Source organism: Kocuria sp. LUK, from assembly GCF_021012935.1.
Classification (GTDB): domain Bacteria; phylum Actinomycetota; class Actinomycetes; order Actinomycetales; family Micrococcaceae; genus Kocuria; species Kocuria flava.
This window is the reverse complement of the sequence record NZ_JAJMZI010000003.1, coordinates 1-13,700: the sequence shown is the minus strand read 5'-3', so window position 1 is coordinate 13,700 and position 13,700 is coordinate 1. Positions and strand designations below refer to the sequence as shown.

Genomic DNA, 13,700 nt, shown 5'->3' with positions numbered 1-13,700 from the left:
CCGCGGGCGGGGCGTCGGATGCCCCGCCACGACGTCCCGGGACGGCTCGCCGCGGCGCGGGCGCGGGCTCCGGGGCGGCGGGAGAGGACGGGCCCGGGCACGGGAGCGCCCCGTCCCGGCGGGACGGGGCGCTTCCTCGCACGGCCGGACCCGCCCGGTCAGCGGGCGGGCACGAGGGCCGGGGCCCTAGTGCTTGTGGTCCTTGTCGTGGTGGCCGTGCTCGTCGTCGTGGTGCTTCTTCTGCCACCCGCCCTTGTCGTCGTCGTAGTAGTGCCAGTCCTTGTGGTCCTTGCAGTACCACCAGTGGGAGTCGTGATCGTGGTCGTACTTCCAGCCGTGGTCGTGGTCGTAGTACTTCTTGCCGTCGTAGTGCCGGTGGTGGCCGCGATCCCGGTCCTTGTGGTCGCGGTCCCTGTCGTGATGGCGGTCCCGATCCCGATCACGATCCCGTTCGTAGTGATCGCGATCCCGGTCGCGGTAGTCCCTGTCGCGGTCCCGGTCCTTGTTCTTGTCGTAATGACGGCCGTTGCTATCGTGACTGCCGTGGCCGTTGTTATCCTTGTCTCCCCCCGCGACCGCCGGGGTCGCAGCCGCGCCTCCGAGGAGGAGGGCTGCGACGGCCGTGCTGGCGAGGGTTTTCCGCAGAGTGCTCATGACTGACTGCTCCAGTGGAAAGGCATGACGATGGCCGCCATGCGATGGGATGTTCGGAGACCTCCGCAACAGGTCTCCCCTGTGAACCAGGTAAGAACACGGTAGGAGCGTCCGGAAAAGGGGTTCAACCCTCTGACCGGTGCGAATGCTGTCACGGTTCCGTCTCGTCGCGGTCGGCCCGCGGCACGTCGTGCCCGACCCTCGCCGGCGCGGCCGGCCACCGCGAACATGCCGTTCCCGGCACGCGACCGGATCCCTGTGTTTGCGGGGCTCGGGGGCGCTTCGACCCCCTCCGCCGGCACCTCCGCCGGTCGATCAGCAGTCTTCGGGTCGCCCAGCGCACCGACGGCCGGGAAGCGCAGTGCGCGGGGCAGGAACACGGTGCGCCCGACACACGCGGTCACGGAGCTTCGCACCCGTGAAAACGCCCGCGGCGCCGGGCGTTCGCCGGCACCGCGGGCGGGAAGCGGAGCCCCCTACCGGATTCGAACCGGTGACCCCCTGTTTACAAGACAGGTGCTCTGGCCAGCTGAGCTAAGGAGGCGGGCTGCGGGCGGACGGCGCTGTCGGGACGGCCGGACGCACGGTTGCCCAGAATATCGGACCGCCCGGGCCGCCCCGAAATCCCCGTCGCCGCCGGCGCCAGGGACCGGGTCCGCGGCGTGCCCGGCGGGCGGGGCCGCACGCGCAGCGGCGCCGCACCCCGGCCCGGGGTGCGGCGCCGACCGGCGGACCGGGGGCAGGCCCTACTTCTTGGCCTCCACGGCCTCGTCCAGTGCCTCCTGGAACGGCTGGTCGCCCAGGCGCTCGCCGTCGACGAAGACGGTCGGGGTGCCGGCGATGCCGTTGGCCAGGGACTCCTGGGAGACCACGTTGACCATCGGGCGCCAGGCGTTGTCCTCGAGCGCGCCCTCGACGTCCGCGCCGTGCTTCGCCGCGATCTCCGCGATCTGCTCGTCCTCGAGCCCGCCGGTGCCCTGGTGGGAGAACATCTCCTCGACGAAGGCGAGGTACTGCTCGGTGGAGACCTGGTTGGCGACCTCGTAGGCGGCGGCCGCGGCCCGGGAGGAGTACTTGGTGGGGGTGGCCCGGTCGAGGAAGTTCAGGTTGCGGTACTCGACCGTGGCGTCGCCGTCGGCCACGGCCTCGGCGATGGCGTCGCCGTTCTCGGCCTCGAAGTCCGCGCAGTGCACGCACTCGAAGTCCTGGAAGATCACGACCTCCACGGGCCCGTCCGACTCCTCGGCCTCGGCGGGGTCGACGATCCCCGGCGGCACCGCGGACTCGTCGGGGGTCTCCGGAGCCTCGGGCACCTCGCGCAGGTCGCGCTGGTCGACCTCCGAGGAGTCCTTCACGATCCCGTCCGCGGTGAGGACCGTGCCGCCCCACTCGTTGGCGCTCGCGGGGACGGGGCCGGCCTCGGGGATCTGCTGGGCCCGGTTCTGGGCGACGACCACGCCGATCACGGCGAGGATCACCACCACGAGCGCGAGGATGCCGATCTGCAGCAGCCGGCGCGAGCGCTTCTCCTGCCGGGCGTGCTGGTCCGCGATCCGGCGCGCGCGCTCGCGGGCGGCCTCGCGGGACTCGTGCTGGGGGTTCGAGCTGCTGGATGCCATGGGTCCTTCTCGGGGAGGTGCACGGGGGGCGGGTGTTCGGTGCCCAGGGTATCGGAGAGTTCCTGGGCGGCCGCCGGGAGCCGGCCCGGTCCCGGCGGCCGTGTGCGGTCACGGGCAGACCGTGAGGGTGCTGACGAATTAGGATGGGGGCAGGACGACGACGCCCACCGGAAGGACCCGCGCGCATGACCTCGGACCCGCACCCCGACCAGAGCCCAGCACCCGCCGCCGCACCGGGGCAGGAGGGCGGCTACGACTTCGTCGTCGTCTCCAACCGGCTGCCGGTCGAGCGGACGGTGGAGGCCGGCGAGGCGTCCTGGCGCCGCTCCCCCGGCGGCCTGGTGGCCGCCCTCTCGCCCGTCATGGCCCGCAACGCCGGCGCGTGGGTGGGCTGGCACGGTGCCCCCGACGAGGTGCTGGAGCGCTTCGACCACGACGTCTTCCACCTCGCCCCGGTGCCGCTGTCCGAGCAGGAGGTCGCCGACTACTACGAGGGCTTCTCCAACGCGACCCTGTGGCCGCTCTACCACGACGTCATCGCCCCGCCGGAGTTCCACCGCACCTGGTGGAACGCCTACCGCACGGTCAACCGGCGGTTCGCGGAGCGCACCGCGGAGGTCGCGGCGCAGGGCGCGACCGTGTGGGTGCAGGACTACCAGCTCCAGCTCGTCCCGCGCCTGCTGCGGGAGCTGCGCCCGGACCTGACGATCGGGTTCTTCAACCACATCCCGTTCCCGCCGCTGGAGATCTTCGGGCAGCTGCCCTGGCGGCGGGCGGTGCTCGAGGGGCTGGCGGGGGCGGACCTGATCGGCTTCCAGCGCCCCGGGGACGCGCAGAACTTCCAGCGGTGCGTGCGCCGGTTCCTCGACGTGCCCTTCAAGCAGGGCCAGGCACGGTTCCGCGACGGCGAGGACGAGTGGACCGTCCACGCCCGGTCCTACCCGATCTCCATCGACTCGGGGGCCATCGAGGAGCTCGCGTCCCGCCCGGAGGTGCGGCGGCGGGCCGAGGAGATCCGGCACGAGCTCGGCGACCCGGAGACGGTGTTCCTCGGTGTGGACCGGCTGGACTACACCAAGGGCATCGTGCACCGGATCAAGGCCTACGGGGAGCTGCTCGAGGACGGCTCGCTCACGGTGGGCCCGTCGGTGCTCGTGCAGGTCGCCAACCCCTCGCGGGAGCGCGTGGAGTCCTACGTCCACCTGCGCGAGCAGGTGGAGGGGCTCGTGGGGCACATCAACGGCCAGTTCGACACGATCTCCCACACCGCGGTGCGCTACCTGCACCACGGGTACCCCTTCGAGGAGATGGTCGCCCTCTACCTCGCGACCGACGTCATGCTCGTCACCTCGCTGCGCGACGGGATGAACCTCGTGGCCAAGGAGTACGTCGCGGCCCGCGCCGACGGCTCGGGCGTGCTCGTGCTCTCGGAGTTCACCGGCGCGGCCGAGCAGCTCAAGCAGGCCCTGCTGGTCAACCCGCACGACATCGACGGGCTGAAGGCCACGATGGTGCGGGCCAAGGAGATGGCGCCGGCGGAGGCGAAGAAGCGGATGCGCGCGATGCGCCGCCACGTGATGGGCCACGACGTCACCGGCTGGTCGGAGACCTTCCTGCGCGACCTCGCCCGGGCGCGGGCCGAGGCCCGCCCGGCGGCCGGGCAGGAGGAGCAGCGATGAGCCGCACGGACGACGACGCCCTGCGGGCGGGAGCCGGCGCGCAGGAGTCCCTGGACCGGGCCCTGGAGCGCGCCGCGGCGGCGGGGACCCTGCTCGTGGCCCTCGACTTCGACGGCACCCTGGCCCCGTTCACCGCCGACCCGGGCGAGAGCCGGGCCCTGCCCGAGGCGCAGTCGGCGATGGAGGCCCTGCTGCAGGAGCAGGACACGTACGTGGCGGTCATCTCCGGGCGTCCCATGGCGTTCCTGCGCTCGGTCGTGGACCCGGCCGGGCGGATGCTGCTCTCGGGCTCCCACGGCGCCGAGGTGCACCTGGACGCCCTGGGGGACGCGGCCGAGGACATGGAGCTGCGGCTGAGCCCCGAGCAGCAGGAGCTGCTGGCCGCGGCGACCGCGCTCGTGCAGCAGCAGGTCGCCCGCTGGCCGGGCTCGCTGCTGGAGCTCAAGCCCACCGGGGCGGCCTTCCACACCCGCACCATGGACGACCAGTCCCGGTGCGCGCAGGCGGAGCAGGAGATGGTCGAGGCCTTCGAGCAGCTCGACGGGCTGCGGATCACCCCGGGCCAGCACGTCGTGGAGTCCTCGGTCCACTCGGCCACCAAGGGCGAGGGGATCACGGCGTTCATGCAGGCCACCGGCGCGGACGTCACGCTCTTCGCCGGCGACGACGTCACCGACGAGAACGCCATGCGGGAGCTGGGACCGCACGACGTCGGGATCAAGGTCGGCTCCGGGCAGAGCGTCGCCGCCCACCGGGTGGCCGGCCCGCACGAGCTGGCCGCCGCCCTGACCCGGCTCGCCGGCCTGCGCGCCGGGCGCTGAGGCGCGCCCGTCAGCGCAGGTCGAGCTCGGCCAGGCTCTCGTAGAGCTCGGCGGCGCGCACCACCCGCCGGCGCCCCTCCTCGCCGGCGGCCGCGAGCACGCCGTCGGCGAGGACCGCCACGAGGCTCATCGCCGCCGCGTAGGAGTCGAAGGGCCCGGCGCTGTCCAGCGGGCACTCCAGCCACAGGTCGGCCGACCCCGCGTAGCGGCGGGCCGTGCCGTCGGCGACGAGCACGAGCTGGGCCCCGGTGCCCGCGCACGCCTCCGCGAGCGCCCCGAAGCCGTGGGGGCGGCGGCGGAAGCCCACGAGCACGACCGCGTCGCCCGGGCCCACGTCCAGCAGCTCCTCCCCCAGCGTCTGCCCGGGCACGGGCGCCAGGCGCACCTCCGGGCGGGCGTGCTGGAGCTGCTGGCGCAGGTGCAGGGCCACGGGGTGGCTGTTGCGCAGGCCCACGACGAGGACCGTGCGGGCCGCGGCCAGCACCGCCACGGCCCGCTCCAGCTGCTCGCCGGAGGGGTCCAGGGCCCGCCGGAGGTTGCGCAGCTCCTGGTCGAGGTGGCGGGAGCGGCGGGGGTCGGCGTCGGGCCCCAGGGGCACCCCCTGCTGGCGCAGGCCGCGGGCGACCTCGCGGACCTCGGTGAACGACTCGTAGCCCAGGTGGCGGTAGAGCCGGGAGAGGGTGGCCCGGGAGACCCCGCTCATCGCGGCCAGCTCCGCGGAGCTGTAGAGGGCCAGGTCCTCGAGGTGGGCCAGGAGCACGTCGGCGGCCCGCTGCTCCTGCGGGGAGAGCTCCGCGTAGCGGTCGTGGATGCGCTGCTCGATGGACACGCTCACCGCCTCCGCGGGCCGTGCTGGGTCGCCATGCTGTGCTCCTGCCGTGTCCCGGCGCCCGGCGCCGGGGAGGTCCGTACCCCGCCACTCTAGGAGAGCGGGTCCGCCGGGACCGCGCGACGGGCCGGTTGGTAGCATGACCCGGTATGAAGGGCATCCCCGACCCCCGCTTCCCCGGGCCCCCGGCGGGGGACCGCCCGCCCGGGGCCCGGGTCTCGATCCAGACGGCCTTTCCCGACCCGGTGCTGCTGGAGCTGCCGTGGGAGAAGCCCCTGGAGCAGTGGCCGGAGGAGGTCCTGGTCGCCTTCCCGCGCGGGATCTCCCGCCACGTCGTGCGCTTCGCCCACGCGGGCCCGAAGGTCGTGGCGGTCAAGGAGACCACCGCCCACTACGCCCAGCACGAGTACGGGATCCTGCGCCGGCTGCAGCGGATGGGCATCCCCGCCGTGGTGCCCGACAGCGTGGTCACCCACCGCTACACCCCCGAGGGCGAGGAGCTGCCGGCCGCCCTGGTGACCGACCACCTGAGCTTCTCCCTGCCCTACCGGGCGCTGTTCTCCGCCGGCCCGCGCGCCGAGACGGTCGAGCGGCTCGTCGACGCCCTGGCCTCCCTGATCGTCCAGCTGCACCTGTCCGGGTTCTACTGGGGCGACGTCTCGCTGTCGAACACCCTGTTCCGGCGCGACGCCGGGGCCTTCGCCGCCTATCTCGTGGACGCCGAGACCGGCGAGCTGCACCCGTCCCTGTCCCCGGGCCAGCGCGCCTACGACGTCGAGCTCGCCCGGACCAACGTGGCCGGGGAGATCATGGACCTGCTCGCGGGGGCCGCCGAGGAGGGCCACGAGCTGGCCGACGTCGTCGACCCCTTCGAGGTCTCCGACCGGCTCGTGGCCACCTACGAGTTCCTGTGGCGGGAGCTGACCGTCGAGGAGTCCTTCAGCATGGACGAGCGCTGGCGGGTCGTCGAGCGCGTGCGGCGGCTGAACCGGCTGGGCTTCGACGTGGAGGAGGCCTCCCTGGAGACCGACGACGGGCGGATCCGGCTGCGCCCGCAGGTCGTCGAGCCCGGCCACCACACCCGGCGGCTGCAGCGGCTCACGGGCCTGACCGCCCACGAGAACCAGGCCCGGCGCCTGCTCACGGACATCGCCCAGCTCGGCCAGGACCTCTACCCGGGCCTCGACGAGGAGCTCGTCGCGCAGCTGTGGATGCGGGAGGTCTTCGCCCCGATCATGGAGGCCGTGCCCGCCACGATGCGGCGCAAGCTCGAGCCCCCGGAGATCGTCCACGAGGTCCTCGAGCACCGCTGGTTCCTCTCCGAGCGGGCCGGCAAGGACGTGCCCACGCCCGCGGCCGTGCGCGACTACGTGGCCTCCCAGCTGTCCACCCGCCCCGACGAGCGGGAGATCTTCTGAGCCCGGCCCGGCGTCAGGGCCGGTGGGCCCGCAGCACCCCGGTGAGGGTGCGGTGCACCCGCCCGGGCCAGTCCGGGCCCAGCTCCCCGTACCGGGCGAGGTGGGAGTAGGCCGAGCCCAGCACGAAGTCCAGCACCACCTCCACGTCCAGGTCCGCGGCGAGGCGCCCGGCGGCGACCTCCGCCGCGAGCAGCGCCCGCAGCCGCTCCACCTGCGGGCGCACCACGTGGGCCCGCAGGATCCGGGAGGTCTCCGAGGCGGGCTCGCTCAGCAGCGCGACCGCGACCCCCGTGCCCATGTCCCGCAGCAGCAGCCGCAGGGTCCGCTCCAGGGCCTGCCCCCAGTCCCCCGCCGCCTCGGGCTGCTCGGGGGCGTGCACCGCCGCGGCGTGCTCGAGGACCCCCTCGAGCAGCTCGATGCTGTTCGCGTAGCGGCGGTAGATCGAGGTCTTGGCCACGCCCGAGGCCGCGGAGACCGCCTCGATGCTCACCCGCTGCGGACCGCCCTCCCGCAGGAGGGCCAGCGCCGCCGCGGTGATCTTCTGGTCGGTCGACACCGTCCTCGGATCGGGCCGCTGCACGTCCTCCGTCACCGCCGCCCCCGTCCGCCGTGGCCCGCCACCGGACGGGCTCAGGCCCGCTTCCAGTCCTCGACCGTCCAGTGGTTCCGGCGCGCCAGCCGGTACAGGGCCAGGTCGGGGTTGACCGCGTACGGGTGCCCGACGGCGGAGAGCCAGCTCGCATCGGCGTGGGAGTCCCCGTAGCCGTAGGAGCGGGAGAGGTCGTAGCCGCCGCGCTCGGCGTACTTCGCCAGCCACTGCGCCCGGGCCTCGTCCACGAGCGGGGGCACGGCGAGGTAGCCGGTCATCACCCCGTCCCGCTCGTCCATCCGCCCGGCCACGACCTCGTCGAACAGCTCCGCCAGCGGCTCCACGAGCAGGTCGAACGAGCCGGTGACCAGGACCGTGCGGTGCCCGGCCGCCCGGTGCTCCTGGATCCGGGCGAGGGCCCCGGGCCGCAGCAGCCGGCGCATGTCCTCCCCCAGCGGTCCCGCCACGAGCTCGCGCACGGTCGCGGCCGGCACGCCCTCGTAGCGGCGCATGAAGGCGCGGATGAACTCCCCGCGGTCGCGCCGCTCGGCCTTCACGTACGTCGGGGCGCTCGCCACGAGCTCCGCCAGCTCCGCCGGCCACCGGGCCGGGCCCAGCGTGTGCCGGCGCAGCTGCAGGTACTGGCGGACGACCGTGGAGTCGAGCACGGTGCCCTCGAGGTCGAAGACCGCCAGCACGTCCGTGCCCTCGCGCAGCGCCCGCTTCGGGGCGCCGCGGCGGCGGGAGGCCGCCTTGAGCCGCCCGTAGGCCTTCGTCATCTCGGTCAGGGCCGGCAGGTGCACGTTCTGCCAGTAGTCGGTCCAGTCGATCGCGCGCACGTCGACGGTCCGGTCCTCGGGCGTGCCCGCCGGCAGGGAGTCGTTGAGCTGGCGGGTGCGGGCGTCGTCGAAGATCATCTCCGTGCGCGTGTAGGACTGGTAGAGGTCCACGTAGGTGCGCAAGGAGCCCAGGCCCGACTGCATGCGGTGCAGCGAGCTCGCCCACTCCCGGGTGCGCGAGGTCGCGGGCAGGACCGTGGTGAGCTTCCCGCCCACCGCCGAGAGCCGCTCCTTGAGCGCGAGCGAGCGCTCCACGGCGTTGTTCGCGGGGAAGCGCCACTCCGGCACCCGGATGGGGGTGCCGTCGGCGTCCTCGAGCGGGTGGGCCGTGAAGAAGGTGTGCACGTTCTCGTACATCTGGTGGAACGGCAGCGGGTTCGAGGCCCCGGAGCACACCTGGTAGTAGCCGGGCTCGGGGGCCTGCGCGCCGGGCTCCGTGACCTGCCCCTCCGGGCCGCGGTGCCCGCCCACGGCCAGCGCCACGATCGCGTTGACCACGAGGTCGACCGGGATCACGTCGAGCACCGAGTCCGGCAGCCCCGGGAACTCCGGCAGCGCGCCCTTGGCGTAGGCCATGATCAGCGGGTCGGCGACCTTGTAGCCGTCGATCCACCCCGGGTAGGGGTGGCGCAGCGCCGACTCGATGATGGACGGGCGCACCACGGACAGCCGGTGCCCGGCCCCGGCCCACTTCTGCTCCGCGACGCGCTCGCCGAGTGCCTTGGTGAAGGTGTAGACGTCGGTCCAGCCCAGGGACTGGGCGCGGGTGCGCCCGTACTCGACGAGCCGGGTGCGCACCCACTCCTGCCGGGCGGCCTCCGCGGCGCGGGCCACCGACTTGGGGCCCTCCTTGCCGTGCCCGGCGGTGGCCTCGTCGATGAGCGTCTGCAGCCGCTCGGGGGTCCGGGAGGCCATCTCGGCCTCCCGGTGGGCGGCGAGGGCGGCCTCGAACTCGGCGGCCCAGTCGACGTCGTGGTCCACGGGCGCCTCGGGGCGCAGCCCCTTGGCGATCCCGCCGACGTAGCAGGTGGAGACGTGCACGACGTGCGGGTCCTGCCCCGAGGCCAGCAGCGCGTCGTAGAGACCGGTGGCGCCGCCGACGTTGGTGGTGAAGGCCTCGTCGATGGGCGGGTCGAAGGAGACGGTGGAGGCCGAGTGGATCACGACGTCGAACGGCTGCTCGATCCCCGCCAGGGCGGAGAGGTCACCCTCGACCACGGCGGTGCGCTCGGCGAAGACCCGGCGGGCCTCCTCCTCGCCGAGGGCCTCCCGCCACGGGCGGAACACCGGCTTGCGCAGCAGCTGCCGCAGCCGCTGCTCCCCCGTCACGGAGCCCTTCGGGCGCACGACGGCGGTGACGTGGACCCCCTCGTGCGCGGAGAGCAGCCGTTCGAGCACGGCCTGCCCGAGGAAGCCCGTGGCTCCCGTCAGCAGGACGCGCGTGGTGGGGGTCTCGGTCAACGGTGCTCCTCCGGGGATGGGTGCCGGCCTGCGGGCCGTGCGGGGGGCCGGGCGGGCGCCCGGGGTCCGGGGCGCGTCCGCCTGCGCTACGGCTACCGTACTGTAGCCTAGATCTCATGCTTACCGCTCTCGTGACGGGGGGAACGTCCGGCATCGGCGCCGCGTTCGCCGAGGCCCTGGCCCGCCGCGGCCACGCGCTCGTGCTGGTCGCCCGCGACGGCGACCGGCTGGAGCGCACGGCCGCCCGCCTGCGCGCCGACCACGGCGTGGAGGTCGAGGTGCTGACCGCGGACCTCGCCGAGCGCGGCGACGTCGAGCGCGTGGCCGCCAGGGTCGCCGATCCCGACCGGCCGGTGGACGTGCTCGTCAACAACGCCGGCTTCTCCGTGAAGACCCGCTTCACCGACCCGGACACCTCCGCCCACGACCGCGGCTTCGAGGTGATGTGCCGGGCCGTGCTCGTGCTCTCGTCCACCGCGGCCCGGGCCATGACCGCCCGCGGCTCCGGCTGGATCGTCAACATCTCCTCCGTGGCCGGGCTCGTGCGCATGGGCTCGTACTCTGCGATCAAGGCCTACACCACAGCGTTCACCGAGTCCCTGGCCGTCGAGCTGGCCGGGACCGGGGTGCACGTCACCGCCGTGCTGCCCGGATGGGTCCGCACCGAGTTCCACGAGCGCGCCGGGATCTCGGGCTCGTCGATCCCCTCCTTCCTGTGGCTCGACGCCCGGCGCGTCGCCGAGGAGGCCCTCGAGGACGTCGCCCGCGGCAAGGTCGTCTCGATCCCCACGCGCCGCTACCGCGCGGTGGCCTTCACGATGCGCCACCTGCCGGGCGGGGCCGTGCGGCGTCTGTCCGGGGCCCTCTCCGCCGCCCGCCAGAAGGAACGGGCGGCCGGGTCGTGACGCGCCGCGAGGAGCGCGAGCCCGCCCCCGTCCAGCGCTCCATCGAGGGCGCGGCCGGGGCGGCGGACGGGCCCGCGCCGACCGCCCCGCCGGCATCCTCCGCCGCACTGGAGGTCTCCCGCTTCCGCTCCCCGGGGCGGCGGCTCGCCCGCCGGATCGCCCGCACGGTGTTCCTGCGCGGGATCGCCTACCGCACCGTGCGCCGCACGGTCGTCACCGACCCGGCCGCGGAGCGCCTCGAGGGCCCGTGCATCGTGGTGGCCAACCACTCGAGCCACCTCGACGCCCCCCTCGTGCTGGGCTCCGTGCCCCCGCGCGTGCGCCGGGACCTCGCCACGGGCGTGGCCGCCGACTACTTCTTCACGGCCCCGCACAAACGGCTGTTCACGGAACTCGTCTTCAACGCCTTCCCCGTCGACCGCACCGGCGGGGGCGCCAACCGGGGCCTGTCCAAGCAGCTGCTGCGCGCCGGCGTCCCGCTGCTGATCTTCCCCGAGGGCACCCGCTCGCGCACCGGGAAGATGGGCTCCTTCAAGATCGGCGCCGCCGGCCTGGCCAAGGCCGTGGGCGTGCCCGTGCTCCCCGTCGCGCTCATCGGCGCCTACGAGGCGATGCCCCGCGGGGCCCGCTGGCCGCGCCGGGGCCGGCCGCCCGTCGTCGTGGCGGTCGGCGAGCCCCTGCAGGCTCGCCCCAAGGAGCCGACCGCAGCGTTCAACGAGCGCATCGAGACCGCGGTGCGGGAGCTCTACGCACGGCACCGGCCGGTCCTCGACCGGTGAGCGGGCGTCGCTCACGCCCCGCCACGGGGTCCGGACGACCTCCGGCGCCGCGACCGCCGGGGCCCTGAGACGCCGTGCACCGAACCCCCGGAGCACCGGGCCCATTTCCGAGCAGCTCCGTCCGGCCGCGCCCCTGCGGCCGGCACCGGACCCCCGAGAACCAGGAGACGACCGCGCAGATGGCACACGTGAAGCACATGAAGTGGTGGGGGTGGGGCGAGGAGGACGTGCACTTCGAGTACGCCAACAAGCCCGCCTTCGCCCCGTTCGTCAAGAAGGCACTGGGCGTCGACCTGCGCCCCCGGGAGCGGGACACCATCCCCTTCTCGACCGTGACCGTCCCGGGGTCCCGTGCGGGGGCCGAGGTGCTCGAGGCGCTGCGGGCCGTCAGCGGGGCGGAGCACGTGAGCGTCGACGACGAGCTGCGCGTCGTGCACTGGGCCGGCAAGTCCGTCACCGAGCTGCTGCTGACCCGGGCCGGCGAGTTCGCGCGCGTGCCCGACGTCGTCGTCTACCCGGCCGACGAGCAGGAGGTCGCGGCCGTCCTGGCCCTCGCCGTGGAGCGCGACCTCGTGGTCATCCCCTTCGGCGGCGGCACCAGCATCTCCCGCAGCCTCCAGCCCTCCCCCCACGAAGAACGAACGATCGTCTCACTCGACCTCGGTCGCATGAACCGGGTGCTGGCGGTCGACGAGACCGCGGGCCTGGCCACGATCCAGGCCGGCGTGCTGGGCCCCGACATGGAGGCACAGCTCAACGCCCGCGGCTGGACCCTCGGACACTTCCCCGACTCCTTCACCCACTCGACGCTCGGCGGCTGGGTCGCGACGCGCTCCTCGGGGATGCAGTCGGACAAGTACGGCGACATCGCCGACATCGTCCGCGGCATGCGCGTCGTGCGCCCCGGCGGCACCGTGGTGCTGCGCCCGCTGCCCTCGACCTCGACCGGACCCAGCCTGCGCGAGATGTTCCTCGGCTCGGAGGGCCGGCTCGGGGTGATCACCGAGCTCGACGTCCAGGTGCACCGCGTCGCCGAGCACCGCGAGGTCATCGCCTACATGTTCCCCACGTGGCAGCGGGCGCTGACCGCGATGCACGCGATCGCCCGCTCCGGCGTGCCGACCACCTTCGCCCGCGTCTCCGACGCGCACGAGACCGCGTTCTCGCTGTCCACGCAGAAGGCGCCCACCGGGCTGAAGAAGAAGCTCACCGCCAAGGGCCAGGACCTGCTGTGGGAGGTCATGCGCCGCCGAGGCTGGGACACCGACGCCATGTGCATCGGCTACGTCTGCTTCGAGGGGACGAAGGCGGAGGTCGAGCGGCACAAGAAGACGGTCGCCGGTCTCGTGAAGCAGGAGGGCGCCCTCGTGCTGGGCTCGGGTCCCGGCGCGCTCTACGACCAGAAGAAGTTCGACACCCCGTACCTGCGCGACTTCCTGCTCGAGCAGAACACCATCGGCGACGTCTCCGAGACGGCCGCGCCGTGGTCCAAGCTCGCCACCGTGCACCAGGCGGTCTACGAGGCCGCCGAGAGGGCGTTCCGGTCGCAGGGCAAGCAGGGCTGGATCATGTCCCACATGTCGCACTCCTACCACTCCGGGGCCTGCCTGTACTTCACCTTCGGCTACGAGATCGGCGAGGACCCGCACGCGGAGTACGCCGTGATCAAGGGCGCCGTCCAGCAGGCCTTCGTCGACGCCGGCGGCACCCTGTCGCACCACCACGGCGTCGGCACGGAGCACAGCCCGTGGATGGCGCAGGACGTCTCCCCCGAGGGCGTGCAGCTGCTCCGGGACCTGTTCGCCGTGGCCGACCCCGGTGCGAACCTGAACCCCGGCAAGATCGTCGACTGACGTCCTCGTCGCAGCAGAAGGGCTCCTCCGCCGCGTGCGGAGGAGCCCTTCTGCCGCGGTGCGCGACGGCGCCCTTCAGCCCCGGTGCGCGGCCCAGCCCTTCAATCTCGATGCACGATGGCGCTCTTCAACCCCGCGGACGACCGGACCGCCGCCTTCCGACCCGTTGCCCCGCCGGCCCACCATGCCAAGAACGCTGGGACCGGCACGGAACGCTGGGACCGGCACGGGAGGTGCCCGGGGGAAGGCGCCTT

The 13,700-nt window shown here is 73.8% G+C and carries 11 protein-coding genes and 1 tRNA gene; 6 read left to right on the top strand and 6 right to left on the bottom strand.

The features are described 5' to 3' along the window. Nucleotides 1-186 precede the first annotated feature (186 nt). The 3 genes from LQU92_RS05705 to LQU92_RS05695 form a co-directional block, all read right to left on the bottom strand. The gene (locus tag LQU92_RS05705; protein WP_230778765.1) at nt 187-654 is read right to left on the bottom strand and encodes a hypothetical protein; all 468 of its coding nucleotides are present in this window, start codon (nt 652-654) and stop codon (nt 187-189) included. Nucleotides 655-1,124: 470 nt separating this feature from the next. Further along, nucleotides 1,125-1,198 (bottom strand) — tRNA-Thr (locus LQU92_RS05700). 202 nt (nt 1,199-1,400) lie between these two features. After that, complete coding sequence (locus tag LQU92_RS05695) at nt 1,401-2,273, bottom strand: thioredoxin domain-containing protein (RefSeq protein ID WP_230778763.1); 873 nt, start codon at nt 2,271-2,273, stop codon at nt 1,401-1,403. Between the two features lie 185 nt (nt 2,274-2,458). Here LQU92_RS05695 and LQU92_RS05690 point away from each other — a divergent pair, with 185 nt between their 5' ends. Together LQU92_RS05690 and otsB are read left to right on the top strand one after the other, a co-directional pair. After that, nucleotides 2,459-3,952: a trehalose-6-phosphate synthase gene (locus LQU92_RS05690; protein WP_230778747.1), complete on the top strand. Its 1,494-nt coding sequence runs from the start codon at nt 2,459-2,461 to the stop codon at nt 3,950-3,952. Continuing rightward, entirely contained in the window at nt 3,949-4,773 is an 825-nt protein-coding gene (gene otsB / locus LQU92_RS05685; RefSeq protein WP_101852910.1) for a trehalose-phosphatase, read from the top strand. Before LQU92_RS05690 ends, otsB begins: the two co-directional genes overlap by 4 nt. A 10-nt stretch (nt 4,774-4,783) precedes the next feature. On the opposite strand, the gene LQU92_RS05680 is transcribed toward otsB, so the two are convergent. Beyond that, complete coding sequence (locus LQU92_RS05680) at nt 4,784-5,602, bottom strand: MurR/RpiR family transcriptional regulator (RefSeq protein WP_101852911.1); 819 nt, start codon at nt 5,600-5,602, stop codon at nt 4,784-4,786. 149 nt (nt 5,603-5,751) lie between these two features. Between LQU92_RS05680 and LQU92_RS05675 the strand changes: the two genes are divergently transcribed. Further along, entirely contained in the window at nt 5,752-7,020 is a 1,269-nt protein-coding gene (locus LQU92_RS05675; RefSeq protein ID WP_230778745.1) for a DUF4032 domain-containing protein, read from the top strand. Nucleotides 7,021-7,033: 13 nt separating this feature from the next. Here the strand turns inward: LQU92_RS05675 and LQU92_RS05670 are convergent, their stop codons facing one another. After that, nucleotides 7,034-7,612, bottom strand: a complete 579-nt coding sequence (locus tag LQU92_RS05670) for a TetR/AcrR family transcriptional regulator (protein WP_230778744.1) — start codon at nt 7,610-7,612, stop codon at nt 7,034-7,036. Between the two features lie 38 nt (nt 7,613-7,650). After that, on the bottom strand, nt 7,651-9,909 hold the full coding sequence (locus LQU92_RS05665; RefSeq protein WP_230778742.1) for an HAD-IB family hydrolase: 2,259 nt from the start codon (nt 9,907-9,909) through the stop codon (nt 7,651-7,653). 116 nt (nt 9,910-10,025) lie between these two features. Between LQU92_RS05665 and LQU92_RS05660 the strand changes: the two genes are divergently transcribed. The 3 genes from LQU92_RS05660 (at nt 10,026) to LQU92_RS05650 (ending at nt 13,446) form a co-directional block, all read left to right on the top strand. Next, on the top strand, nt 10,026-10,814 hold the full coding sequence (locus LQU92_RS05660) for an SDR family oxidoreductase (RefSeq protein WP_230778740.1): 789 nt from the start codon (nt 10,026-10,028) through the stop codon (nt 10,812-10,814). After that, nucleotides 10,811-11,593 carry a 1-acyl-sn-glycerol-3-phosphate acyltransferase gene (locus tag LQU92_RS05655; protein WP_230778738.1) on the top strand — a complete coding sequence of 261 codons (783 nt, stop codon included), beginning with the start codon at nt 10,811-10,813 and terminating at the stop codon, nt 11,591-11,593. The genes LQU92_RS05660 and LQU92_RS05655 overlap by 4 nt, the downstream gene beginning before the upstream one ends. 179 nt (nt 11,594-11,772) lie before the next feature. After that, nucleotides 11,773-13,446, top strand: coding sequence for an FAD-binding oxidoreductase (locus LQU92_RS05650; RefSeq protein ID WP_230778735.1), 1,674 nt, complete (start codon nt 11,773-11,775; stop codon nt 13,444-13,446). Nucleotides 13,447-13,700 lie beyond the last annotated feature (254 nt).